Annotated in this window: 23 protein-coding genes; 18 read left to right on the top strand and 5 right to left on the bottom strand. The window is 67.4% G+C overall.

Translation table 11 applies throughout. The features are described from left to right. Position 1 precedes the first annotated feature (1 nt). Both OK349_RS10685 and panC read right to left on the bottom strand, forming a co-directional pair. Positions 2 to 298 (bottom strand): SEL1-like repeat protein, encoded by a 297-nt coding sequence (locus OK349_RS10685; RefSeq protein ID WP_265117791.1) that lies wholly within the window; start codon positions 296 to 298, stop codon positions 2 to 4. A 78-nt stretch (positions 299 to 376) separates the two neighbouring features. After that, entirely contained in the window at positions 377 to 1216 is an 840-nt protein-coding gene (panC, locus tag OK349_RS10680; RefSeq protein WP_265118582.1) for a pantoate--beta-alanine ligase, read from the bottom strand. Between the two features lie 80 nt (positions 1217 to 1296). On the opposite strand from panC, the gene OK349_RS10675 reads away from it, so the two are divergent. Genes OK349_RS10675 through OK349_RS10650 form a run of 6 tightly spaced genes read left to right on the top strand, consistent with a single transcriptional unit; the run spans position 1297 to position 6437 of the window. Further along, positions 1297 to 2106, top strand: a complete 810-nt coding sequence (locus tag OK349_RS10675) for a division plane positioning ATPase MipZ (protein ID WP_265117790.1) — start codon at positions 1297 to 1299, stop codon at positions 2104 to 2106. 7 nt (positions 2107 to 2113) lie between these two features. Continuing rightward, entirely contained in the window at positions 2114 to 2413 is a 300-nt protein-coding gene (locus OK349_RS10670; RefSeq protein WP_372340550.1) for a J domain-containing protein, read from the top strand. A 53-nt stretch (positions 2414 to 2466) separates the two neighbouring features. Continuing rightward, a complete protein-coding gene (gene pgmG / locus OK349_RS10665; RefSeq protein ID WP_265117789.1) occupies positions 2467 to 3849 on the top strand; it encodes a phosphoglucomutase/phosphomannomutase PgmG in 1383 nt (460 codons plus the stop codon). Continuing rightward, the gene (locus OK349_RS10660; protein WP_265117788.1) at positions 3846 to 4472 is read left to right on the top strand and encodes a GNAT family N-acetyltransferase; all 627 of its coding nucleotides are present in this window, start codon (positions 3846 to 3848) and stop codon (positions 4470 to 4472) included. The genes pgmG and OK349_RS10660 overlap by 4 nt, the downstream gene beginning before the upstream one ends. A gap of 49 nt (positions 4473 to 4521) precedes the next feature. Continuing rightward, positions 4522 to 5280 (top strand): exonuclease domain-containing protein, encoded by a 759-nt coding sequence (locus OK349_RS10655; RefSeq protein WP_265117787.1) that lies wholly within the window; start codon positions 4522 to 4524, stop codon positions 5278 to 5280. Between the two features lie 41 nt (positions 5281 to 5321). Further along, entirely contained in the window at positions 5322 to 6437 is a 1116-nt protein-coding gene (locus tag OK349_RS10650; RefSeq protein WP_265117786.1) for a sialidase family protein, read from the top strand. 23 nt (positions 6438 to 6460) lie between these two features. Here the strand turns inward: OK349_RS10650 and OK349_RS10645 are convergent, their stop codons facing one another. Both OK349_RS10645 and OK349_RS10640 read right to left on the bottom strand, forming a co-directional pair. Further along, positions 6461 to 7369: a TraB/GumN family protein gene (locus OK349_RS10645; protein WP_265117785.1), complete on the bottom strand. Its 909-nt coding sequence runs from the start codon at positions 7367 to 7369 to the stop codon at positions 6461 to 6463. Positions 7370 to 7398: 29 nt separating this feature from the next. Then, positions 7399 to 8940 carry a sodium:solute symporter family transporter gene (locus OK349_RS10640; RefSeq protein WP_265117784.1) on the bottom strand — a complete coding sequence of 514 codons (1542 nt, stop codon included), beginning with the start codon at positions 8938 to 8940 and terminating at the stop codon, positions 7399 to 7401. A gap of 100 nt (positions 8941 to 9040) precedes the next feature. On the opposite strand from OK349_RS10640, the gene OK349_RS10635 reads away from it, so the two are divergent. From OK349_RS10635 to OK349_RS10590, 10 genes are all read left to right on the top strand, one after another. Next, entirely contained in the window at positions 9041 to 9886 is an 846-nt protein-coding gene (locus OK349_RS10635) for a non-homologous end joining protein Ku (protein WP_265117783.1), read from the top strand. 4 nt (positions 9887 to 9890) lie between these two features. Beyond that, positions 9891 to 12335 carry a DNA ligase D gene (ligD, locus tag OK349_RS10630; RefSeq protein WP_265117782.1) on the top strand — a complete coding sequence of 815 codons (2445 nt, stop codon included), beginning with the start codon at positions 9891 to 9893 and terminating at the stop codon, positions 12333 to 12335. A gap of 72 nt (positions 12336 to 12407) precedes the next feature. Beyond that, positions 12408 to 14894: a circularly permuted type 2 ATP-grasp protein gene (locus tag OK349_RS10625; protein WP_372340571.1), complete on the top strand. Its 2487-nt coding sequence runs from the start codon at positions 12408 to 12410 to the stop codon at positions 14892 to 14894. Further along, positions 14894 to 15820: a transglutaminase family protein gene (locus OK349_RS10620; protein WP_265117780.1), complete on the top strand. Its 927-nt coding sequence runs from the start codon at positions 14894 to 14896 to the stop codon at positions 15818 to 15820. Before OK349_RS10625 ends, OK349_RS10620 begins: the two co-directional genes overlap by 1 nt. 29 nt (positions 15821 to 15849) lie before the next feature. Beyond that, positions 15850 to 16794 carry a DnaJ C-terminal domain-containing protein gene (locus OK349_RS10615; RefSeq protein ID WP_265117779.1) on the top strand — a complete coding sequence of 315 codons (945 nt, stop codon included), beginning with the start codon at positions 15850 to 15852 and terminating at the stop codon, positions 16792 to 16794. A 6-nt stretch (positions 16795 to 16800) separates the two neighbouring features. Then, positions 16801 to 17736, top strand: coding sequence for a YihY/virulence factor BrkB family protein (locus tag OK349_RS10610; protein WP_265117778.1), 936 nt, complete (start codon positions 16801 to 16803; stop codon positions 17734 to 17736). Between the two features lie 3 nt (positions 17737 to 17739). Next, positions 17740 to 18543 (top strand): enoyl-ACP reductase FabI, encoded by an 804-nt coding sequence (gene fabI / locus OK349_RS10605; protein ID WP_265117777.1) that lies wholly within the window; start codon positions 17740 to 17742, stop codon positions 18541 to 18543. Between the two features lie 15 nt (positions 18544 to 18558). Next, entirely contained in the window at positions 18559 to 19086 is a 528-nt protein-coding gene (locus tag OK349_RS10600) for a GNAT family N-acetyltransferase (RefSeq protein ID WP_265117776.1), read from the top strand. After that, positions 19083 to 20150, top strand: a complete 1068-nt coding sequence (gene aroC, locus OK349_RS10595; protein ID WP_265117775.1) for a chorismate synthase — start codon at positions 19083 to 19085, stop codon at positions 20148 to 20150. The genes OK349_RS10600 and aroC overlap by 4 nt, the downstream gene beginning before the upstream one ends. 147 nt (positions 20151 to 20297) lie before the next feature. Next, entirely contained in the window at positions 20298 to 20537 is a 240-nt protein-coding gene (locus OK349_RS10590; protein WP_265117774.1) for a hypothetical protein, read from the top strand. Between the two features lie 90 nt (positions 20538 to 20627). On the opposite strand, the gene OK349_RS10585 is transcribed toward OK349_RS10590, so the two are convergent. Further along, a complete protein-coding gene (locus OK349_RS10585; protein ID WP_265117773.1) occupies positions 20628 to 21917 on the bottom strand; it encodes an adenylosuccinate synthase in 1290 nt (429 codons plus the stop codon). A 172-nt stretch (positions 21918 to 22089) separates the two neighbouring features. Between OK349_RS10585 and OK349_RS10580 the strand changes: the two genes are divergently transcribed. Together OK349_RS10580 and OK349_RS10575 are read left to right on the top strand one after the other, a co-directional pair. Then, the gene (locus OK349_RS10580; protein ID WP_265117772.1) at positions 22090 to 23094 is read left to right on the top strand and encodes a fumarylacetoacetate hydrolase family protein; all 1005 of its coding nucleotides are present in this window, start codon (positions 22090 to 22092) and stop codon (positions 23092 to 23094) included. A 90-nt stretch (positions 23095 to 23184) separates the two neighbouring features. Next, positions 23185 to 23754, top strand: coding sequence for a methylated-DNA--[protein]-cysteine S-methyltransferase (locus OK349_RS10575; protein ID WP_265117771.1), 570 nt, complete (start codon positions 23185 to 23187; stop codon positions 23752 to 23754). Positions 23755 to 23781: the final 27 nt, after the last annotated feature.

Here is a 23781-nt window from a genome sequence, read left to right as displayed (position 1 = left end):
CTCAGGCCGCTCGCAGCGTGGTCAGCTGGAGCCAGGAGCGTGCCTGCTTCTGCGCCTCGATGATCTCGCGCGCGGTCATGTCCTCGGCGATCTCCGCGCGCATGTACGGCGCGTGGGCATCGCCCTTGAGAGCGGCGATGTTGAACCATTTGTGCGCTTCGATCAGGTCGACATCGATGCCGGCCGCGCCGCTCGAATAGACCATGCCGAGCTCATAGGCCGCTTCGGCGTTTCCCCGCGCCGCGTCGGCCAGCCGGCTGTCGATCAGGAACTGTGCGCTCTTAAGACTGTTGCCCATGACGTTGCCCCACTTTTGCTCTGTATCCTCATGGGACGCAGGGTGGGGCAGTCATGGTAACTAAAGCGTTAATGTTGTTTACGCGCCTTCGACGGAGATGTTGTCGATGAGGCGCGTGCCGCCGATCCGGGCAGCAGCGAGCAGGCGGCGGGGCCTTCCAGCGGCTGGGGCGCCCAGCGTTTCGGCGTCCACCAGTTCGACATAATCGATGTCGAAGCCCGCCGCTTCGAGCGAGGCACGGGCGGTAGCGAGCGCGCCTTCCGCATCGTCGCCCTTCTCGATCGCCTTGGCCGCGACTCCGAGCGCGCGGGGCAGCGCTACCGCGGCGGCACGGTCCTCCGGCGCGAGATAGGCGTTGCGCGAGGACAGGGCGAGGCCGTCATCGTCGCGCTGAGTCGGCACGCCGCGCACCTCGATGTCGAAATCGAGATCGGCGACCATGCGGCGGATCACCGCAAGCTGCTGGAAATCCTTCTCGCCGAACAAGGCGATGTCGGGCTTCACCTGGTTGAACAGCTTGGCAATGACCGTCGCGACGCCGTCGAAATGGCCGGGCCGCGCGGCGCCGTCGAGCGGCTCGCTCACGCCCGCGACCGCGACATTGGTCGAATGCCCCTTGGGATACATAACCTCGACCGGGGGCAGCCACAGCAGGTCCACGCCCGCTTCGGCGAGCATCCGCGAATCGGCCTGCTCCTTGCGCGGATATTGCGCTAGATCCTCGTTCGGGCCGAACTGCTTGGGATTGACGAAGATCGACACCACGACTCGAGTCGCAGCGAGCTTCGCCTCGGCCACCAGCGCCATGTGCCCGGCGTGGAGCGCGCCCATCGTCGGCACGAACGCAATTCGCTCTCCGGCGGCTCGAAATCCCGAAATGGCATCGCGGAGGTCGGGAAGCTGACGGACGGTTTGCACGCGCATGAGGCCTTGGATATGGACGGAAGCGCGGCCTTCTATGGGGGGTGGGTCCGGTGATCAATCAAGGAAGTTAATTGGTGGGCGAAGCGTCGAACCCGTTGCATGTCATCGTCTTCGCCAACGAGAAGGGCGGCACCGGCAAGTCCACCACGGCAGTCCACACCGCGATCGCGCTGGCGGCGCGGGGCGCGCGCGTCGCATGCCTTGATCTCGACCATCGCCAGCGCACGCTCGGCCGCTATCTCGACAATCGCCTCGCCACGATCAAGCGCACTGGGCGCGAACTGCCGATGCCGCGCTACGAGACGCATGACGGCGAGAGCAACGAGCTGTTCTCCGAATCGCTCGAACGGCTGAGCGAAGGATCGGACTTCCTGATCGTCGACACGCCGGGCCGCGACGACAAGTTCGGGCGGATCGCGATCACCAACGCCGATACGCTGGTCACGCCGATGAACGACAGTTTCGTCGATTTCGACCTGATCGGCCATGTCGACCCGGACACGTTCCGCGTGACTCAGCCGAGCTTCTATTCCGAGCTGATCTGGGATTCGCGCAAGCGCCGCGCCAAGGCCGATGGCGCGACGATCGACTGGGTCGTCCTGCGCAACCGCATGCAGCATATCGAGGCGCGCAACATGAAGCGCGTGTCCGAGGCGATCGATCAGCTCGCCAAGCGAGTCGGCTTCCGCGTCATCCCCGGACTCAGCGAGCGCGTGATCTACCGCGAGCTGTTCCCCAAGGGGCTGACCATGCTCGACGCGCGCGAGTTCGGTGAGATGGGGCTGGCGCATGTCGCGGCGCGGCAGGAGCTGCGCGAGATGATGGCGGGGCTGGCGCTGCCCGAAACGCCCGAAACCGCCAGCACCATGCCGATGTTCGCGTGACGCGGCCATGATCTGGAAGCTCCTCGTCGCGCTGGCGATCGGCTGGATCGGCTGGCGGATGTGGCACGGCTGGGGGCGGCCGATGCCCGGCACGCCTACGCCGGCCCCGATCCCGCCCGCGCCGGCCGGCCCCGAGGCGGACGCGCGCGCGGTGCTCGGCGTCAGCGCGGAGGCCGGACCCGAGGAGATCCGCGCCGCACACCGCCGCTTGATCGCCAGCGTTCATCCCGACCGCGGCGGCTCGCCCGAACTGACGCGTCAGGTGAATGCTGCACGCGATACGCTGCTTCGCAGATCGGACGGTTGAAACTTCCGTCCCGCTCGCGGATTGGGCGGTTACCGAAACCTCCGGGAGGCATCATGACGCACCGTTTCGACCCGACCTCGCTCCGCGAGTATGACATCCGCGGCATCGTCGGAAAGACGCTGGGGCCGGCCGACGCGCGCGCGATCGGCCGCAGTTTCGCGACGTTGCTGCGCCGCGCGGGCGGGCATCGCGTCGCGGTCGGCCGTGACGGGCGCATCTCCTCGCCGGAGCTGGAAGCCGCGCTGGTCGAGGGGCTGACCGCATCGGGTTGCGACGTGGTGCGCACCGGCATGGGTCCCACGCCGATGCTCTATTATGCCGAGGCGATCCTAGAAGTGGATGGCGGCATACAGATAACCGGCAGCCACAATCCCGGCGATTACAACGGCTTCAAGATGGTGTTTCAGCACCGTCCGTTTTTCGGCCAGGACATTCAGGAGATCGGCCAGCTTGCCGCGGCGGGCGACTGGGAGGACGGCGCGGGAAGCGTCTCCGACGCCGATGTCCTGGACGATTATGTCGGCCGCCTGTTCGCGGGCTATGCGGGTGGCAGCTTCCGGATCGGCTGGGATGCCGGCAATGGCGCCGCCGGCCCGGTGATCGAGAAGCTGGTCGAGCTCCTGCCGGGTGAGCATCACACGCTGTTCACCGATGTGGACGGTAATTTTCCGAACCATCACCCCGATCCCACCGAAGAGAAGAATCTGGCGGACCTGCGGCGGCTCGTCGCCGAGAAGAACCTCGATTTCGGACTGGCCTTCGACGGCGACGGCGACCGGATCGGCGCGATCGACGGCGAAGGCCGCGTGATCTGGGGCGATCAGCTTCTGTCCATTCTGGCTGAACCTGTGCTCAGGAAGGAGCCCGGCGCGACGATCATTGCCGACGTCAAGGCGTCGCAGATGCTGTTCGACCGCGTCGCGGAGCTCGGTGGGCAGCCGCTAATGTGGAAGACCGGCCACAGCCTCGTGAAGACCAAGATGAAGGAGACGCACGCGCCGCTCGCCGGCGAGATGAGCGGCCACATCTTCTTCGCGCAGGACTATTACGGGTTTGACGACGCGCAATATGCCGCGGTGCAGCTGATCAACGCGGTGCACCTGATCGGCAAGTCGCTCACCGAGATTCGCGGGAGCATGCCCGCCTTCGTCAACACGCCGGAGATGCGCTTCCAGATCGATGAGAGCCGCAAGTTCGCGGTGATCGACGAGGTGCTGGCGCGATTGAAGGCGGCTGGCGCCGACGTCAACGACACCGATGGCGCGCGCGTCAACACGCCCGACGGCTGGTGGCTGTTGCGCGCGTCGAACACGCAGGACGTGCTGGTCGCGCGCGCCGAAGCGAAGAGCCAGGAGGCGCTCGACCGCCTGCTCGCGCAGATCGACGCGCAGCTCGAGGCGAGCGGCCTCAAGCGTGGACCGCAAGCGGCGCATTGAACGACGCACTATTGTTCGGCTGGCTCGCGGCGCGGTCGATCGCGCGCGGGCTGCCGGCGCCAGTAGCGGATCATGACGGATTCCGGGTCGATACCGGGGGTGAAGTCGAAATCTGCCGCTGGGCCTTCACCCGGCCTTGCACGGGACTGACAGAGCTCGGCCACGCGCTCGACGCGCCCGGCTATTTTCTCAAGCTGTGCGGCAATGGCGCGGATCTGCTGGCACCGCTTCCGCCGCGCTGGCGCCTGCAGGATCTGGGCTATTGTATGCAGGGGCCGGAGACCCCGCCGCCGGCGTCCGCGCTGCCTGCGGGCTATACGCTGCAGTTCGATCGCGATGCGCGGGGCAGCCGCGTCGCCATCCTGGCGCCGGACGGCGCGCTTGCCGCGAGCGGTACCGCCGCCGAGGCCGGGGGAGTCTTCGTCTACGACCGGATCATCACCGAGCCGAACCATCGCCGCAGGGGATTGGGCCGCGTCGTGATGGCGGCGTTGCATGAGACCCGAGCGGATCGCGCAGCGACCGAGCTGCTTGTCGCTACCGACGAAGGCCGCGCGCTCTACACTGCGCTCGGCTGGACGGTGCTCTCGCCCTTCGTCACCGCCGAAATCCCTTCCGCCTGATCTCCGTTTCGACTCGCTTTTCGGGCCGCTACCTCCCACTTAGGCGGGCATGGCTGCAATGCCCCAGATCATCCGCGTCATCGATCTCGAGACCACCGGCGACAAGCCGCCGGCGCATGCCGTGTGCGAGATCGGCTGGCAGGATGTCGCGCTCGGCGCGAACGGGCGGTGGGAGCTGCAGGGCGAAGGCGGCAACCGCATGGTCAATCCCGGCCGGCCGATTCCGCCGCTGACCATGGCGGTGCACCATATCCGCGATCAGGACGTCGCCGACGCGCCGTGGTGGCACGATGTCGCGCGGCCGATCCTCGATCCCTGGCCGCGCCGCCTCGCGCTCGCCGCGCACCGCGCGAGCTTCGAGGAGCAGTTCTGCACGCCCGCGCTCACCCGTGGCGCCGACTGGATCTGCACCTGGAAATGCGCGATGCGGCTGTGGCCGGGAAGCCCGGGCTTCTCGAACCAGATGCTGCGCTATTTCCGTATGCCCGAGGGGTTGGAGCATGAACGCGGCCTGCCCGCGCACCGCGCTTTCCCCGACGCCTATGTGACCGCGCATCATCTGCGCGACATGCTCAACGAAGCGAGCGTCGCGCAGCTGATCGAATGGTCGAAGCTCCCCGGCCTGCTGCCGCGCGTCCGCTATGGCCCCGATCGCGGCAAGGAATGGAGCGAGATTGACGACGATTCGCTCGACGGCTTCCTCCAGGATCGCGACGCCGATATCCGCTACACCGCACAGGTCGAGCTGGAGCGGCGGCGCGGGCATGGGCGCGTGGTTCGCCCGGAACGGCAGCCGGCGCTGTTCTGAAACGCGCTGGACGCCGCGCGCTTCGCCATTAGTATGACTATATGGCCCAAGCTTTCCGCGCCGCGTGTGCGCTCGCCCTCGCTGCCCCCCTGCTCGCCGCCGCAGCGCCGCGGCAAGCCGCCCAGCCGGCCTCGCCGGTCCTGAGCGCCGGCTTCACCTTCGAAACCGCGCCCTATCCTCAGGTCCATGCCTCGACGATCGTCGAGACGCGCGCGGGCACGATCCTTACGGCCTGGTTCGGCGGCACCCGGGAGCGCAATCCGGACGTCGAGATCTATGTCGCGCGATACCAGGACGGCGCCTGGCAACCGGCCGTGAGTGTGGCCAACGGCATCCAGCCCGGCCGCCCACGGCTGCCGACCTGGAACCCGGTGCTGTTCCAGCCCAGGAACGGCCCGCTGACCTTGTTCTACAAGGTCGGCCCGAGCCCGCGCGAATGGTGGGGGATGGTGATCACCTCGACCGACGATGGCCGGACGTGGAGCAAGCCGCAGCGCCTGCCCGACGGGATTCTCGGTCCGATCAAGAACAAGCCGGTCGAGCTGGCCGACGGCAGCTGGCTGTCGCCGTCGAGCACCGAGCAGGAGGGCGACCGCTGGTCGCTGCACTTCGAGCGCAGCAGCGACGGCGGCAAGAGCTGGCAGGCGACTCCGCCGGTCGCTTCGCCCGAAGGCATCGATGCGATCCAGCCGAGCATCCTGTTCAACAAGGATGGGCAGCTTCAGGCGGTGGCGCGGACGCGCGAGGGCGTGGTGGCGGCGAGCTGGTCGAAGGATCAGGGCAAGAGCTGGTCGCCGCTCTCGGCGATCGACCTGCCCAATCCCAATTCGGGGACCGATGCGGTCACGCTTGCCGACGGGCGGCAGCTGATCGTCTACAACCACACCGCACACAGCCATGCGCGGGCGGGCAAGGGCTTGCGCTATCCGATCAACGTCGCGATCTCGGACGACGGCGTCGCCTGGCGCAAGGTGCTGACGCTGGAGAGCGCGCCGCTGGGCGCGGGCTATGCCTATCCCGCGGTCATCCAGGCACGCGACGGGCGCGTGCACATCACCTATACCTGGGACCGCAAGCGCATCCGCCACGTGGTGCTCGATCCCGCGCGGCTGCCCAGGGGCGATTGGGCTGATGCGCCGACGGTGACCGGTCCCTAGAACAGGGCCGGTCACGGCGGCGATCAATATTTCATTCGCTTCGTCTTGATCTTGCGTGTTTTCAGATAGGCTTGGACGCTTTCGGGACCCGCGAGATGCCCTGCGCCCACAGCGACGAACACCACCCCCGGCTTGTCGAGCCGTTCGTCGATCCATTCCGCCCACCGGGCATTGCGGTCTGCGAGCAGCTTCTTCGCGAGGTCGGGTGATGCCTTGAAGCCTTCGTTCATCCGCGCGGCAAGCCTTTCGGCGTCGCCCGCTCCCCATTCGGCGATCATCGCGTCGAGCGTGGGTCCCGTCTCGGCTAGCTTGTCGATTGTCTCAACCAGCAGTTTGATCTGGTCGCCATCCGACAGCGAATCGAAGAAACCGAACTGCTCGTCCACTGTCTCAAGACCCGAAACAGGCTTGTTCGCCGCCTTGGCCGCGTTGTTGAGAGCTGCCTCAACGCCGCTTTGGGGGTTGTAGCCCAGCCGGATCGCCGACAGCCCGATAATTTGAATACTTGCGACCCACGGATCGACACGATCGAAGCTGGCTGGCGGCAAGCCGAGATCGGCTACAGCTTTAACGAACTCGGCACGCTTTTCCTCAGGTAGACGCTCGGTGAGCGTCGGGCCGGTCGGGTTGAAGCCCAGTTTCAAGATCGTTTGCTGAACGGCGGCCGGATCAGGCGTGCCGCCGATCTCGGTCACGAGCTCGCCGCTCGCGTCAAACGCCTTCTTCACGGCTTCGTCGAACCAGGACAGGCCCGGCTTCAGGATGTGGACGGTGCCGAACAGATAGATCGTCGTGTCCTTGTCCTTGACCACCCACAGCGCCGGGTCGGCGTCCTTGGCCGCGGGTGCTTGTGCCGCGTCCTGCGCCAAGGCGTTTGGCGCGCTGAGCAGGAGGGCGAGCGGCGCGGCGTGGCGAAGCAGCTTGGTAAGCATCTCAACTCCGGGTCAGATTCGGGGCGACCCTATGCGATGACGTTGGCGACCGCCACGCCCTTTCCGCGCGGGATCGCCGCGATGAACGCCGCGACCGTGGTGCCGATGCACAGCTGATAGGGGAAGGCGAGGCCCGCGGGGCCGAGGACGAAGGGCTGGAGCAGCAGCACGGTCACGAACCCCGCCGCGAGTCCCGCGATCACCGATGCGCTGCTGCCGCGGGTCGTGAACACCGCGACGAAATAGACGCCGAGCAGCCCGGCATAGGCGAACACCATCACCTGCAGCGCGAATTCGAGCAAGGGCATGTCGGTGTGGCGCTGCCAGTAGAAGCTCAGCACCGCCATGCCGAACATCGCGGCCGCGACGATCCCCATGCCCCACCGCCCCGCATGCACATAATGTTTCGCACTCGCCTCACCCGTCCGCTCGCGCCACGGCCGGTAGAAATCGCTGATCATCACCGAAGACATCGCGTTGAGCGCCGAGTTGGTGGTGGCGACCGCCGCCGCCGTCACGCCGATCGTGACGAGCCCGCGCAGACCTGGCGGCACCTGGGTCAGGATATAGTGGACGAACACCGTGATCTTCTCGCCCGCGAAGCTGGTCGCGGCCTGGTTCTGCGCACCGATCAGGTCGGGGCGGTTGTAGAAGACATAGAGCAGCAGCCCGATCGTCACGAACATCGCGATCAGCGGGATGCTGGCGAGCTGCGAGAGGATCAGGCCGCGCGCGCCGGTCTTCGCGTCGGGGCTGGCGAGCAGCCGCTGCGTCGTATCCTGGTCGAGCCCGGCATTGGCGATGTTGAGCAGGAACAGGCCGGTGAAGATCGCCAGCACCGTGAACGGCTTGGACAGGTCGGTGGAGAAGTCGAACAGCCGCAGCTTGTTCACCCCTTCCGGCGTGCTCGACAGCGCCGCGATCAGTTCGGCGTTGCTCGCCGGGATCGACAACCGCAGGAACACTAGCACCGCGACCGCCGAGCCGGCATAGATGACGAACTGGATGAGATCGTTCCAGATCACCGACTTGAGCCCGCCATGGAAGGTGAAGAGGAAGCTCACCAGCATCACCGCGGCGGCGGAGAGAATGATCGCCTGTGCATCGATGCTGCCGAACGCGACCATCGCGATCGCGATCGCGGCGAGATAGACGCGCGCGCCGCCGGCGAGCACCCGCCCAACCAGGAACATGCCCCCCGCCCATTGCTTGGCGCGCGCGTCGAACCGCGCCTCGAGCAGCTCGTACACCGTGGTTGCCCGCATCGCGTAGAAGCGCGGGATCAGCACATAGGCGACGAAGAATGCTGCCAGCACCGGCGCGACCACGGCGCCGAGATAGCTGTAATCGCCACGATAGCCCTGATCGGGCGCACCGAGGAAGGTCGCCGCCGATTGCGTCGCGGAGAGCACCGACACCGCCGCGAGCCAGGCCGGAACGGTCCGGCCCGCCAGGAAGTAATCCCGCGCGTCATCCGCCTTGAAGCGCGAGAACAGCCAGCCGCCGGCGAGCAACACCAGCACGTAGAGCCCGACCACCAGCCAGTCGAGCGGAGCGAATTGCGGAGTCATCGCGAGTTTGTAGCAGCGCCGCGCGCGCCGTCATCCTCCAAGTGCGGAACGACTCCCGCGCTCGCGCTTTGAATCGGTCACGCAACGAGGAGCAACGCACATGGCCGCGCGCGCCTATTGGCAGGGGCAGATCCGCCTCGCGCTCGTCTCGATCCCGGTCGAGATCTATTCGGCGACCAAGTCGGGCGCGCAGATCGCGTTCCACCAAGTCCACGAACCCTCGGGCAAGCGGATCAAGTACGAGAAGGTCGTGCCCGGCATCGGCCCGGTCGACACCGACGAGATCATGAAGGGCTTCGAGTATGAGAAGGGCGAATATGTCCTGCTCGACCAGGAGGAGATCGAGGCGGTCAAGCTCGAGTCCAAGAAGACGCTGGAGCTGACCCAGTTCGTCGATGCCGACGAGATCGATGTGCTCTATTACGAGAAGCCCTATTTCGTGGTGCCCGCCGACGATCTGGCCGAGGAAGCGTTCGTGGTGCTGCGCGAGGCCCTCAAACGTACGCGGAAAGTGGGGCTGGGGCAGCTCGCGATGCGCGGGCGCGAATATGTGGTGAGCCTGAAACCCTGCGGGCGCGGCATGGTGCTCGAGACGCTGCGCTATGCCGACGAGGTCAACAAGGCGCAGGGCTATTTCCGCGACATCCCCGATATCGAGCCCGACGCCGAGTTGCTCGGCCTCGCCGAATCGCTGATCGAGAAGAAGGCGGCGAAATTCGATCCGAAGGAGTTCCACAACCGCTATGTCGAGGCGCTGGAGAAGCTGATCGAGCGCAAGCGCAAGCAGAAGAGCAACCGCCTGATCATCGAGGACAAGGACGAAGGCGGCGACAAGCGCGGCTCGAACGTCGTCGACCTGATGGCGGCGCTCAAGAAGAGCCTGGAGAAGCCGGGCGCCGCGAAGAAGCCGGCCGCCAGGAAGGCGCCCGCGCGCAAGCGGGCGTGAGGCGATGGCTGCAAAGGCTGATCCGCTCGCCAAATATAATTCGAAGCGGGACTTCTCGAAGACCGCCGAGCCCAAGGGCGAGCTCGATCGCGGCAAGGGCCGCAAGTTCATCGTCCAGAAGCATGACGCGACCCGGCTGCACTGGGACTTCCGGCTCGAGCTGGACGGCGTGCTCAAGAGCTGGGCGGTGACGCGCGGGCCGAGCCTCGATCCCGACGAGAAGCGGCTCGCGGTGCGCACCGAGGATCATCCCATGTCCTATGCCAGCTTCGAGGGGACCATCCCCAAGGGCGAATATGGCGGCGGCACGGTGATGCTGTGGGACGAGGGCGAATGGGCGCCGATTGCGGGCAAGAGCGCCAAGGATCTGGAGAAGGGCCATCTCCACTTCATGCTCCGCGGCGAGCGGATGAACGGCGAATGGCTGCTGGTCCGGCTGCCCCCGCGCGGCAAGGAGAAGCGCGAGAACTGGCTGCTGCGCAAGATCGACGACGATGCGGCGGGGGCGACCGATGCCCTGGTCGAGACCGGCCTCACCAGCGTCAAGACCGGCCGGACGATGCAGGAGATCGCCGAGGGCAAGAAGGCCAAGGCGAAGACCGGACCCGCCAAGCCTACCCGCACTGCCCCGAAGCGCGCGGGCGCATTGCCCAAATTCCAGCCACCCCAGCTCGCGACGCTGGTGGACAGCGTGCCCGCCGGCAATGGCTGGCTGCACGAGATGAAATATGACGGCTACCGCACGCTGATCGCGATCGGGAAGGGCGGACCCAAACTCTATACGCGCACCGGGCTCGACTGGACCGCCAAATTCCCCGGCATCGCGCTGGCCGCGCGCACGATTCCCGCCGGCTCGGCGCTGATCGACGGCGAGGTCGTCGCGTTCAAGGACGGCAAGACCGACTTCTCGACGCTGCAGGACGCGATCTCGAATGGCGGCGAGGGGCTCACCTATTTCGCCTTCGATCTGCTCGCGCTCGACGGCGAGGATATCGCCAAGCTGCCCCAGGCGCAGCGCAAGGAACGGCTGCGCGCGCTCATCGCCGGCGCGGATGAACGCATCCTCTTTTCCGAGCATGTCATCGGCGCGGGCGAGAAACTGTTCGAAGCGATGTGCGGCGCCAGCCACGAAGGCGTTGTCTCGAAGCGCGCGGACGCGCCCTATCGCGGCCGACGGACTAAGGCCTGGCTCAAGACCAAATGCACGCGGCGGCAGGAATTCGTGATCGTCGGCTGGACCGAAAGCAGCGCCAAGGGCCGCGGTTTCCGCGCGCTGCTGCTCGGAGTGAACGAGGACGGCAAACTGCGCTACGCGGGCAAGGTCGGTACCGGCTTCAATACCGAGACCAGCCATGCGTTGCGCGACCAGCTCGACCGCCTCGCCCGCAAATCGGCCGCGATCGACGTCCCGCGCGAGGCGGCACGCGGTGCACATTGGGTGACGCCCAAGCTGGTCGCGGAGGTCGCCTTTGCCGAATTCACTGCCGAGAATGTCGTGCGCCACGCCAGCTTCCTCGGCCTGCGCGAGGATAAGCCGGCGGGCGAGGTCGAGACCGAGGAGGTGGCAACCATGCCCAAGGCACCCGAAATCGACGTCAGGATCAGCAATCGCGACCGGGTGATCTTCCCCGACGCCAAGATCACCAAGGGCGACCTCGCCGATTTCTATGCCGAGGTGGCGCCGGTGCTGCTCCCCTGGCTCGCCAGCCGCCCGATCAGCCTGGTGCGCTGCCCGCAGGGCCGCGCCAAGCATTGCTTCTTTCAGAAGCACGATGCGGGCAGCTTCGGCGAGCATGTCCATCATATCGACATCAAGGAGAAGGACGGGTCGGTCGAACCCTATCTCTATGTCGAGGATGAAGCGGGGCTGCTCACCTGTGTGCAGATGGGCACGATCGAGTTCCACGGCTGGGGCAGCCTGGTCGCCGACGTCGAGAAGCCCGACCGGATGGTGTTCGATCTCGATCCCGACGAGGGGCTCGATTTCGAGGAGGTGAAGAAGGCGGCCGACGACCTCAAGCGGCATCTCGCCGATATCGGCCTCACCACCTGGCCGATGCTGTCGGGCGGCAAGGGGCTCCATGTCGTCGTGCCGCTGCGTCCCGAAGCGGAGTGGCCGGCGGTCAGGTCGTTCGCCGAGCGCTTCGCGCGCGCGCTGGCGGAGGCCGAGCCTGACCGCTTCACCGCCAACCTCAAGAAAGCTAACCGCAAGGGCAAGATCTTCCTTGATTATCTGCGCAACCAGCGCGGTTCTACGGCCGTGCTGCCCTATGTCGCACGGGCGCGGCCGGGCGCGCCCGTGTCGGCACCGATCAGCTGGAGCGAGCTGCGCGACCTCGAGACGCCGCAACGCTTCAGCGTGAAGGACGCGGCCGAGCTGATCGAGCGCGCCAATGGGCGCGCGCTCAAGGGCTGGGGACAAGCCGATCAGATGCTGCCCGACATCTGACCTCAGAAGGTGATCTTTGTTGCACCGCCATATCAATGGGGTCACAAGGCGCGGCGGAAGGGGTTGGTGAATTTGGCGAGCGTAGTGGCGACATCCCTGTTCGATGCGGCCACCATCGCCGCGCGCTGGGTGGCCGCCTACCGCGCCGCGACCCCCGCGACCGACATGCTCTACGCTGCCGGGCTCGACGATCCGGCATGGAATGCGCTGTTCGAGGAACTGGCCGGTCGCTCGGGCGACGATCTCGTCAACGCGCGCGAGCGGGCGCAGCGCCACGCCGAGGATATCGGCACCGGCTTCCGCATCGCGGGCGAGGTTGAGGAGCGCCGCTGGCCGCTCTCACCGATCCCGCTGCTGATCGCCAAGCGCGAATGGGACACGATCGCCACCGGTGTCGCGCAGCGCGCCGACCTGCTCGAAGCGCTGCTCGCCGATTGCTATGGCGAGCAGAAGCTGGTGTCGGGCGGTTATCTCCCCGCCGCGCTGGTTACCGGCAGCCCTTATTTCCTGCGGCCGATGGCGGGCCTCGCGCCGCCGGGCGGCTATCACCTGAACTTCGTCGCGGTCGATCTATGTCGCGGGCCGTCGGGCGAATGGCGCGTGCTGTCCGACCAACTCCGTGCGCCCGTCGGGGCGGGCTATGCGCTCGAGAACCGGCTCGCCATGTCGCGGCTGCTCGGCGGCCTGCAGACCCGGCTCAACATCGAGCGGCACGCGCCCTTCTTCGCCGCCTTCCGTGAGGGGCTCGCCGCGCGCTGCCGTCGCGCCGAACCGCGGATCGGACTGCTCACACCGGGCCGGTTCAACCCCAGCTATGCCGAGCAGGCGCATCTCGCGCGCTATCTCGGCTTTCCGCTGGTCGAGGGTGGCGACCTCGCCGTGCTCGACGACCGCGTCTATCTGCGCACCATCGCGGGCCTCAAGCGCGTCGATGCGCTGTGGCATCGCGTCGATCCGCGGATGATCGACCCGCTCGCCTTCGATTCGCATTCGGGGATCGGCGTGCCGGGGCTGATCGATGCGATGGCGGCGGACGAGGTGGTGGTGACCAACTCGCCGGGCGCCGGGATGCTCGAGGCGCCGGCCTTCGCCGCCTTCCTGCCGCGCCTGTGTACCCGGCTGACCGGCGAGCAATTGAAGCTCGCCAACATCGCGACCTGGTGGTGCGGGCAGGAGCGTGAGCGGCAAGAGGTCGCGGGCGATCTCGACAACATGCTGATCGCGCCGGCGTTCGGCGTGGCGACCAATGTGCTTGGCGACGGCTCGGCGGTGCTCGGTTCCGACATGCCCGGGGCGCAGCGCGCCGCGCTGCTCGCCGATTTCGAGCGGCGGCCGCAGGACTATGTCGGGCGCGAGGTGGTGCGCCTCTCGACCATGCCGGTGGTGGGCGAGGGCGGCCTGGCTGCGCGGCCGTTCACGCTGCGCGTCTTCGCGGCGCGGCGGGCCGATGGCGGCTGGCACGTGCTGCCCGGCGGCTTCGCGCAGATCGGCGAGCATGCCGACGAGCGCGCCGCGGTGATGGGCGAGGGCAGCTGGTCGGCCGACGTCATCGTCCATGGCCCTGATCCGGTGACCCCGGTGACGCTGCTGCCGTCGGACGACACCACCCAGTTGCGCCGCAATCCCGGCACGCTGCCCAGCCGCGTTGCCGACAATCTCTTCTGGCTCGGCCGCTATCTCGAGCGCGGCGAGGCGCTGCTCGGCGTGATCCGTTCGCTGCTCGGCCATTCGATCAGCGCCGACACCGGCGCCGCGCTCTCGGTCGAGACGGTGCGCCAGCTGGTCGATCTGGTGGTGGAGAAGGGCGCGGCGCCCGCGCCGGCGAGCTTCCGCCGCGCCGATCTCAACCATTTTTCGCGCATGGCGATGGAGGCGGCCGACGGCTGGTACAGCGTACGCGCGATCAACCGCCAAGCGCGCGGCATTGGCGCAGTGAGCCGCGACCGGCTGTCGGCCGACATGATCAAGCTGCTCGACGCGCCATTTCCGACGAAGGGCGGGGCACTCGACCGGGCGGGATCACTCCAGCGGCGCTATTATGCGCTGGCCGGGCTCGGCGCCGAGCATCTCGGGCGGACCGATGCCTGGCGCTTTCACGATCTCGGCCGGCGGGTCGAGCGTGCGATGGGAGCGATCCGGGCGATCGGTGCGTTCGGCCATGCCGGCGCCACGAGCGACGATCTCTCGACCCTGCTCGATCTCGCCGACAGCCAGATCAGCTACCGTCAGCGCTACCTCACTGGCATCGCGCGGGTGCCGGTGCTCGACCTCGTCGCGCTCGATCCCGGCAATCCGCGCGGCATCGCCTATCAGGTCGCGGCGATCTGCGACCATCTCGCGAAGCTCCCGGTGCTGTCCGACGACGGCCTCGCCGAGCCGCAGCAGGCCCAGGCGGCCGAGCTTACCGCGATCGTCGCGATTACCCAGGCGGCAGCGCTCGACGAGGGCAAGCTCGCCGAGATTGGCAACCGGCTGGCGTCGCTCTCCGACGCGATCGCGCGGCGCTATTTCCTGCAGGGTTCGGAACCGCTGCGCGCCGCCGGGCTTGTTCTCGCCTGATGCTCTATTCGATCCGGCATGTGACGCGTTTCGACTATGCCGAGCCCGTCGGGTTCGCGCGCTGCAACCTGCGCTTGAAGCCGATCCACTGGTCGGGCCAGCAGCTCCACGACTATGATCTCAGCGTCGAGCCGGGCGGGCGCACCGCGCCCGCGCGCGCCGAGGCGGGGCTCGCCAATGTCGTGCGGCTGGTGGTCGAGCAGGCGGCGAACAGCCTGACGATCGAGAGCCGTTGCCGGATCACCGTTGACCGCCCGGTGCCCGAGTCCGCGCCCGGCGACCCAACGCTAGCGCAGATCGCGGCTCTCGCCCGCGACAGCCGCGACGCGGGCCCGGCCAGTCCCGCCGCCTATATGTTCCCCTCGCCGCTGATCCCGCTGGATCCCGAGATCGCCGCCTGGTGCGCGCAGGACCTCGATCTCGGTCGCGGCGCGCTCGAGGCCGGCATCGCCCTCGCCCGCCGCATCCAGCGCGAATTTGACTTCGATCCCACCGCGACCCTGGTCGACACCCCGCCGCACGAGGCGTTCGTGAAACGCGGCGGCGTCTGTCAGGATTTCGCGCAGATCATGATTTCGGGCCTGCGCGCCGCGGGGCTCCCCGCCGCCTATGCCTCGGGTTACCTCCGCACGCTGCCCCCGCCGGGCAAGCCGCGGCTGGTAGGCGCGGACGCGACGCACGCATGGGTGCTGCTGTGGTGCGGGCCGGAGCGCGGCTGGGTCGGGTTCGATCCCACCAACGGCATCTGGATGGCGAACGATCACGTCATCATCGCGATCGGGCGGGACTATGCCGACATCGCGCCGATCGACGGCATCATCCTGGGCTATGGCGCGCAGAACATGCACGTTTCGGTGGATGTCGAGCCGCTCGACGATGCGGCTTCTCTTGCAACCGCGGCGCCAGCGGCCGATGTAGCGGGCTAACACGCCAGAACATCAATTCGGGGAAACAAGTGGCCGATCCTTACGCAACCTTGGGAGTCTCGCGCGGGGCCAGCGAGGACGAGGTCAAGAAGGCGTATCGCAAGCTCGCGAAAGAGCTGCATCCCGACCGCAACAAGGACAACCCCAAGGCCGCCGAGCGCTTCAGCACGGTAACGCAGGCCTATGACCTGTTGATGGACAAGGACAAGCGCGCGCGCTTCGACCGTGGCGAGATCGATGCCGAGGGCAACCCCACCTCCCCCTTCGGCGCGGGCTTCGGCGGCGGCGGTCGCGCGCAGGGCGGTTTCCGGCCGGGCGGCGCGCAGTTCGACTTCGGCGGCGGCGGCGAGACCGGGTTCGAGGACATTCTCGAAGGCCTCTTCGGCGGGCGCGCCGGCATGGGCGGGCAGCAGGGCGGCGGCTTTTCGAGCGGGTTCGGACGGCGTCCGCCGCCTGCCAAGGGCGCCAATGTCGCCTATCGCCTGCGCGTGCCGTTCGAGGATGCCGCTGCCTTGAAGCCGCAGCGTATCCAGCTGCGCGAGGGCGGCACGATCGACTTGAAGCTGCCCAAGGGAGTCGAGACCGGCACGCAGATGCGGCTCTCTGGCAAGGGCGACCCCGGCCCCGGCGGCAATGGCGACGCGATCGTGACGATCGATATCGAGCCGCACCGTTTCTACAGCCGCGACGGCGACAACATCCGCCTCGATCTCCCGGTGACGCTCAAGGAAGCGGTCGAGGGCGCGTCGGTGCGCGTGCCGACGCCCGAGGGCGCGGTCAACCTCAAGGTCCCCGCCGGATCGAGCTCGGGCAAGACGCTGCGCCTCAAGGGCCGCGGCTTCCACGGCAAGGCCGCCCGCGGCGACCTGCTGGTCACGCTGATGATCGAGATTCCGGCCGCGGACGCCAAGCTCGCCGAGTTCGTAAGCGACTGGGAGAATGGGGGGAACCCGCGTGCCCGGCTGGGCGTCTGATCCCGCGTGAGCGAGCCGATCTCCCCCGAATCCCCTGAGGCCCGCCGCCGCGGGTTCCACAAGCATCTGTCGGATCTCGGCATCACCGACCGGGTGATCGAAGTGGTCAAGCGCGTGGTGGTCGGCGCCTATACCGATGGCTTCACGCATGCCGGGAACCTCGCCTATTTGAGCCTTGTCACGCTCTTCCCCTTCTTCATCGTCGCCACCGCGATCGCCCGGCTGGTGGGTCGCACCGGGGACGGGCTTCAGGCAGTCGCGGCGTTTCTGCAGACCGTGCCGCCCGAGGTCGGCGCGCTGCTTCGCCCCGCCATTCTCGAAGTGCTCGACGCGCGCTCGGGCTCGCTGCTGTGGCTCGGCGCGCTGGTCGGGCTCTGGACCACCTCCGGCTTCATCGAGACGGTGCGCGCGATCTTGCGCCAGGCCTATGGCGTCCAATCGGGCACGCCCTTCTGGCGATTGAAGCTCGGTGCGATCGGGATGGTGATCGGATCGGTGATCCTGGCGATGATGGCGTTCAGCTTCCAGGTGCTGCTGATCGGCGCCGAGCAGTTCATCTGGCGCGTGCTGCCCTTCGCGTCGGATGCCGCGCGGATCGTGTCGGTGACCAAGATCGCCCCCGCCATCGCGCTCTACGGGGCGCTTTACATCCTGTTCTACACGCTGACGCCCTCGCGCTACCGCCAATCGAAATGCCCGAAATGGCCGGGGCCGTTGTTCGTGACGATCTGGTGGATGGGGTGCACCGCCGCGCTGCCGCATGTGATCGGCGTGTTCGGCGGCTATGGGCTCACCTATGGCAGCCTTGCGGGGGTGATGGTGGCGCTTATCTTCTTCTTCCTGATCGGGTTCGGGGTGGTTATCGGCGCGGAACTGAATGCGGCGCTGGCGGAAACGCCGGAGAACGGTCTAGAGGAACCGCAAGAAAAGACCGGAGGGTAGGACGTGACCGGATTGATGCAGGGCAAGCGCGGGCTGATCATGGGCCTGGCCAATGATCGCTCGCTCGCCTGGGGGATTGCGAAGAAGCTGCGCGAGCATGGTGCCGAGCTGGCGTTCAGCTACCAGGGCGAGGCGCTGGAGAAGCGTGTGCGCCCGCTGGCCGAGGAGCTCGGCAGCGATTTCCTGATCGACTGCGACGTCAGCGACATGACCGAGCTCGACAAGACCTTCGCGACGCTCGCGGAACGCTGGCCGACGATCGACTTTGTCGTCCACGCGATCGGCTTCTCGGACAAGAACGAGCTGCGCGGCGGCTATGTCGACACCAGCCTCGACAATTTCCTGATGACGATGAACATCAGTGTCTATTCGTTTGTCGCCGTGGCGAAGCGCGCCAGCGCGATGATGCCCGAGGGTGGTTCGCTGCTGACGCTGAGCTATTACGGTGCCGAGAAGGTGATCCCGCACTATAACGTGATGGGCGTGGCCAAGGCGGCGCTGGAGACCAGCGTGCAGTATCTCGCGGTCGATCTCGGCAGGCAGAATATCCGCGTCAACGCGATCAGCGCCGGGCCGATCAAGACGCTGGCGGCATCGGGCATCGGCGACTTCCGCCTGATCCTCAAGTGGAACGAGCTCAACTCGCCATTGAAACGCAACGTGACGATCGAGGATGTCGGCGGCGCCGGCCTCTACTTCCTCTCCGACCTGTCGAGCGGCACCACCGGCGAGACCCACCATGTCGATGCCGGCTATCACGTGATCGGCATGAAAGCCGAGGACGCGCCGGATATTGCCCTTGTCTGATTGGGCGCTGGTCTGATGACCATCGCGATCCGCCCGGCGACCGGCGGCGACGTCGCGGCGATCGACGCGCTGCTGCGGCGCAGTTTCCCGGCGCCGGATGAGGCGCTGCTCGTCCAGCGGCTGTGCATCGACGGCGATATGGTGCTGACGTTGGTGGCGGACGACGAGGAGACCGGCGCGCTCGCCGGCATGGTCGCGTTCAGCCGGATGGATGCGCGGGTCAACGACCAGCCGATCGCTGCCGTGGCGCTTGCCCCGGTTGCAGTCGACATGGCGTATCGCCGCCAGGGCGTGGCCGAAGCGTTGATCGCAGTGGGGCACCAGCATCTCGCCGATGCAGGCTATGTGCTGAGCTTCGTGCTCGGCGATCCGGCTTATTATGAGCGGTTCGGCTATGCGGCCGATCTGGCGCGAGGCTTCGTCTCGCCCTATGCGGGCGACTATCTGATGGCGCTGGCGCTGCAGGATGGAAAGCTTCCGTGCGGGGTCCGCGGGCAGGCGGACCATGCGGGAGCGTTCGCGATGCTGGGACAAGACGGGTGAGCTTCAACACGTTCGGGCGGGTCTTCCGCTTCACCACCTGGGGAGAGAGCCATGGCCCCGCGATCGGCGCTGTGGTGGATGGTTGCCCGCCAAGTCTGGAACTCGCCGAAGCCGATATCCAGCCCTTTCTCGACAAGCGCCGTCCCGGCCAGTCGCGCTTCACCACGCAGCGGCAGGAGCCGGACCTGGTCCGCATCCTCTCCGGCGTGTTCGAAGGCAAGACCACCGGCACCCCGATCAGCCTGCTGATCGAGAATGTCGACCAGCGTTCCAAGGACTATTCGGAAGTGGCCGCGGCCTATCGACCCGGCCATGCCGACTATGCCTATGACGCCAAATACGGCTTTCGCGACTATCGCGGCGGCGGGCGCTCCTCGGCGCGCGAGACCGCGATGCGCGTCGCGGCGGGTGCGGTGGCGCGCAAGGTGATCCCGGAGGTCGCGATCCTCGCTTGGGTCGAGGCGATCGGCGGCGACGCGATCGACTATGCGAAGTTCGACGCCGCCGAGATCGGCAACAACCCCTTCTTCTGCCCCGATGCCGACGCTGCTGCGCGCTGGGAGACGCTCGTCGACGACGCGCGCAAGGCGGGCTCGTCGCTCGGCGCGGTGATCGCGTGCGAGGCGACCGGCGTGCCCGCAGGCTGGGGTGCGCCGCTCTATGCCAAGCTCGACAGCGAGCTCGCCGCGGCGATGATGAGCATCAATGCCGTGAAGGGCGTCGAGATCGGCGACGGCTTCGCTGCGGCGGCGCTGACCGGCGAGGCCAATGCCGATCCGATGCGGCCGGGCGAGAACGGCCCGCAATTCCTCGCCAACCACGCGGGCGGCATCGCCGGCGGGATCGCGACCGGTCAGCCGGTGCGCGTGCGCGTCGCGTTCAAGCCGACCAGCTCGATCCTGACCCCCGTGGAGACGGTCACGCGCGAGGGCGAAGCGACCGAGATCCGCACCAAGGGGCGGCACGATCCCTGCGTCGGTATCCGCGGCGCGCCGGTGGTCGAGGCGATGATGGCGCTGGTCCTGGCCGACCAGAAACTGCTGCATCGCGCCCAGATCGGCTGATTTTCTCGATCTAGTTCAATCGTCTCGTCCCGCGTTGCATGCGTTCCGGGGACGGAACGGCACGTCGGGGCGACGAGGCGAGGAACGGTTTCGGGACCCTCTGCGCGCCGCGGCGTTACTCCTATGCCACGTAACCAGGAGTATCCCATGCGCCATAAGACGCTGTTCAGCCTTCTTCTTCTTTGCGGTTCGACCGCTGCGATCGCGCATATCGCGCCGGGCCAGACCGAGCCGCCGTTGCAGAACGAGATGAGCAACCAGGGCGTGCCCGCGCCGGAAACCACGGCACCTGAGACGACGTCGAATACGACCGATGTCGAGCCCAGCACCGATCCGACCAGCAACGGCACCGAGACGGCGCCCGAGCCTAACTCGACCGCTTATTGACGGGCTTTCGTCGTTTCGGGCGCAGCGACCTGTTGCGTCCGAAACGACGACTTTTTGAGTAGTCCGCGAAGGGATCGCGGAAGTTTTCGGTCAGTCCGCGAACGGGTCGCGGACGAGGATCGTGTCTTCGCGCTCGGGGCTGGTCGAGACCAGCGCCACCGGGCACCCGATCAGCTCCTCGATCCGGCGGATATATTTGATCGCCTGCGCGGGAAGCTGCGCCCAGCTGCGCGCGCCTGCGGTCGATTCGCGCCAGCCCTCGAATTCCTCATAGACCGCTTCGGCGCGCGCCTGGTCCTGCGGGCTGGGCGGCAGATAGTCATAGTGCCGGTCGCCGACCTTGTAGCCGATGCAGATGCGGAGATTCTCCATCCCGTCGAGGATGTCGAGCTTGGTCAGCGCCACACCGGTGACGCCGCTCACCGCGACCGACTGGCGCACCAGCACCGCGTCGAACCAGCCGCAGCGGCGCTTGCGCCCCGTCACCACGCCGAACTCGCGCCCCCGCGTGCCGAGCAATTCGCCGATCGCGTTATCCTGTTCGCTCGGGAAGGGCCCCGAGCCGACGCGCGTGGTGTAGGCCTTGACGATTCCCAGCACGAACCCGACCGAGCCCGGGCCGAGGCCCGAGCCGGAGGCGGCCGAGCCGCTCACCGTGTTGGACGAGGTGACGAAGGGGTAAGTGCCGTGATCGACGTCGAGCAGCACGCCCTGCGCGCCTTCGAACAGGATGCGCTTGCCGGCTTCCTTGGCGTGTTTGAGCGTCAGCCACACCGGCGCGGCATAGGGCAGGACGGAAGGGGCGATCTCGCGCAACTCTTCGAGCAGCGCGGCACGGTCGATCGGCGGCTCGCCGAACCCAGCGCGCAGCGCGTCGTGGTGCGCGCACAGGCGGTCGAGCTGCGCGCCGAGGTCGTCGAGATGGGCAAGGTCGCACACCCGGATCGCGCGGCGGCCAACCTTGTCCTCATAGGCCGGGCCGATGCCGCGGCGGGTGGTGCCGATCTTGCCCGCGCCTGAGGCATCCTCGCGCAGCGCATCGAGATCGCGGTGAAAGGGCAGGATCAGCGGGGCGGTCTCGGCGACCTGAAGCGTCTCGGGGCTGATCTCGACGCCCTGCTCGCGCAGCCGGGCGACCTCGTCGCGGAAATGCCAGGGGTCGAACACCACCCCGTTGCCGATCGCCGAGAGCGTGCCGCGCACCAGGCCCGAGGGGAGCAGCGAGAGCTTGTAGACCTTGTCGCCGACGACGAGCGTGTGGCCGGCATTGTGCCCGCCCTGGAAGCGGACCACCAGATCGGCGCGGCTGGCGAGCCAGTCGACGATCTTGCCCTTGCCCTCATCGCCCCATTGGGCGCCGATCACTGCGACATTTGCCATGGATACACGTCTCCGCCTGCCAGGCAGACCCAAGGCCGCCCTTCGACAGGACTCGGCGGCCGGGCTTTTCGGAAATGCGGGGCGCCAATGGCCGTCGGGGGCGTTCGCGTCAAGAGGCGTTGCGCGGTTGGGCGGCTACGCTAAGGGTATGAGACAGGAGAAGGAGTAACGAATGAAACTGGCGAGCCTCAAGCAAGGCCGTGACGGCAAGCTGGTCGTTGTCTCCACCGATCTCGCCTGGTATGCCGATGCCGGGCATATCGCGCCGACGCTGCAGGCCGCGCTCGACGACTGGGACCGGCTCGAGCCCGACCTCCGCAACCTCGCCACCGATCTCGATCACGAGGTGATCCCGCGCGAACGCTTCCACGAGCGCGAGGCGGCGGCACCGTTGCCGCGTGCCTATCAATGGGCCGATGGCTCGGCCTATGTGAACCATGTCGCGCTGGTGCGGCAGGCGCGCGGGGCGGAGATGCCCGAGAGCTTCTGGCACGATCCGCTGATGTACCAGGGTGGCAGCGACGGTTTTCTCGGGCCCCGCGACCCGATTCCGCTCGCCGACGAGGCCTGGGGCTGCGACCTCGAGGCCGAAGTGGTGGTGGTCACCGGCGACGTGCCGCTTGGCGCCAGCCGTGAGCAGGCGTTGGCCGCGATCCGGCTGGTCGGCCTCACCAATGACGTGTCGCTGCGCAACCTGATTCCCGGCGAGCTCGCCAAGGGATTCGGCTTCTTCCAGTCCAAGCCGGCGAGCGCTTTCTCCCCGGTGTTGGTGACCCCGGACGCGCTCGGCGATTGGTGGCGCGATGGCAAGCTGCACCGCAAGCTGATGGTGGATTTGAACGGCAAGCCATTCGGCCGCGCGGAGGCGGGCGAGGACATGACGTTCGACTTCGGCACCTTGGTCGCGCATGCCGCCAAGACTCGCGCGCTGGGCGCAGGCACGATCATCGGTTCGGGTACCGTCTCGAACCGCGACGGCGATGGCGGCCCCGGCAAGCCGATCGCCGAGGGCGGCGTCGGCTATTCGTGCCTGGCCGAGGTCCGCACGGTCGAGACGATCAACGGCGGCAAGCCGGTGACGCCGTTCCTCAAGACCGGCGACACTGTGCGCATCTGGGCTGAGGACGACCGGCATCACCCGATCTTCGGGGTGATCGAGCAGACCGTCGGGGGCTAGGACGCGCTTGCCGGCAAGGCGGGTTGCGAACGCCTGATGGAGTTCCGATGTTCACCTGAGCGCAGCGGCGCTGCGGGCTGATGGTGCATCATGACGGTCGAAAGCTATCACGTGTTCAGGACCGCGGCGGGCTTTGCGGCGATCGGCTGGAACGCAAAGGGCATCAACCGCTTCCGGCTGCCGGCAGGCTCGGCGCAGGAGGCGGAGCGAGCGCTTCTGCGGCGCCTGCCGGGCGCGAAGGCAGTATCGCCGCTCGCTCCGGTGCAGGCCGTGATCGATGACGTGCTGCGATATTTCGCCGGGGAGCAGGTCGATTTTGCCGGCGTGCCCGTCGATCTCGGGGTGCAGGAGCCCTTTTTCGAACGCGTCTATGGTGTCGTGCGCCAACTTGGTTGGGGCGAGACGGCGACCTATGGTGCGATCGCCAGAATGCTCGGAGCAGGGCCGGAGTTCGCCCGCGACGTGGGGCAGGCAATGGCGGCCAACCCGGTACCGCTGATCATCCCCTGCCATCGCGTGACGGCTGCGAACGGGCGGATCGGGGGCTTCTCGGCACCCGGTGGCGCGTTGTCCAAGGCGCGCATGCTCGAGATCGAGGGCGTCGAGGTGAAAGACGGTGTTGTCACGCGGGAGATGCCGCAGTTGGGGTTGGGTTTCTGAGCATCGATCGGCTGTGGCGGCGCGATC

The organism is Sphingomonas sp. BT-65 (assembly GCF_026107375.2).
GTDB lineage: Bacteria > Pseudomonadota > Alphaproteobacteria > Sphingomonadales > Sphingomonadaceae > Sphingomonas.
Note: the sequence above shows the minus strand (reverse complement) of the source record. Positions and strands in the feature narration are given on the sequence as shown.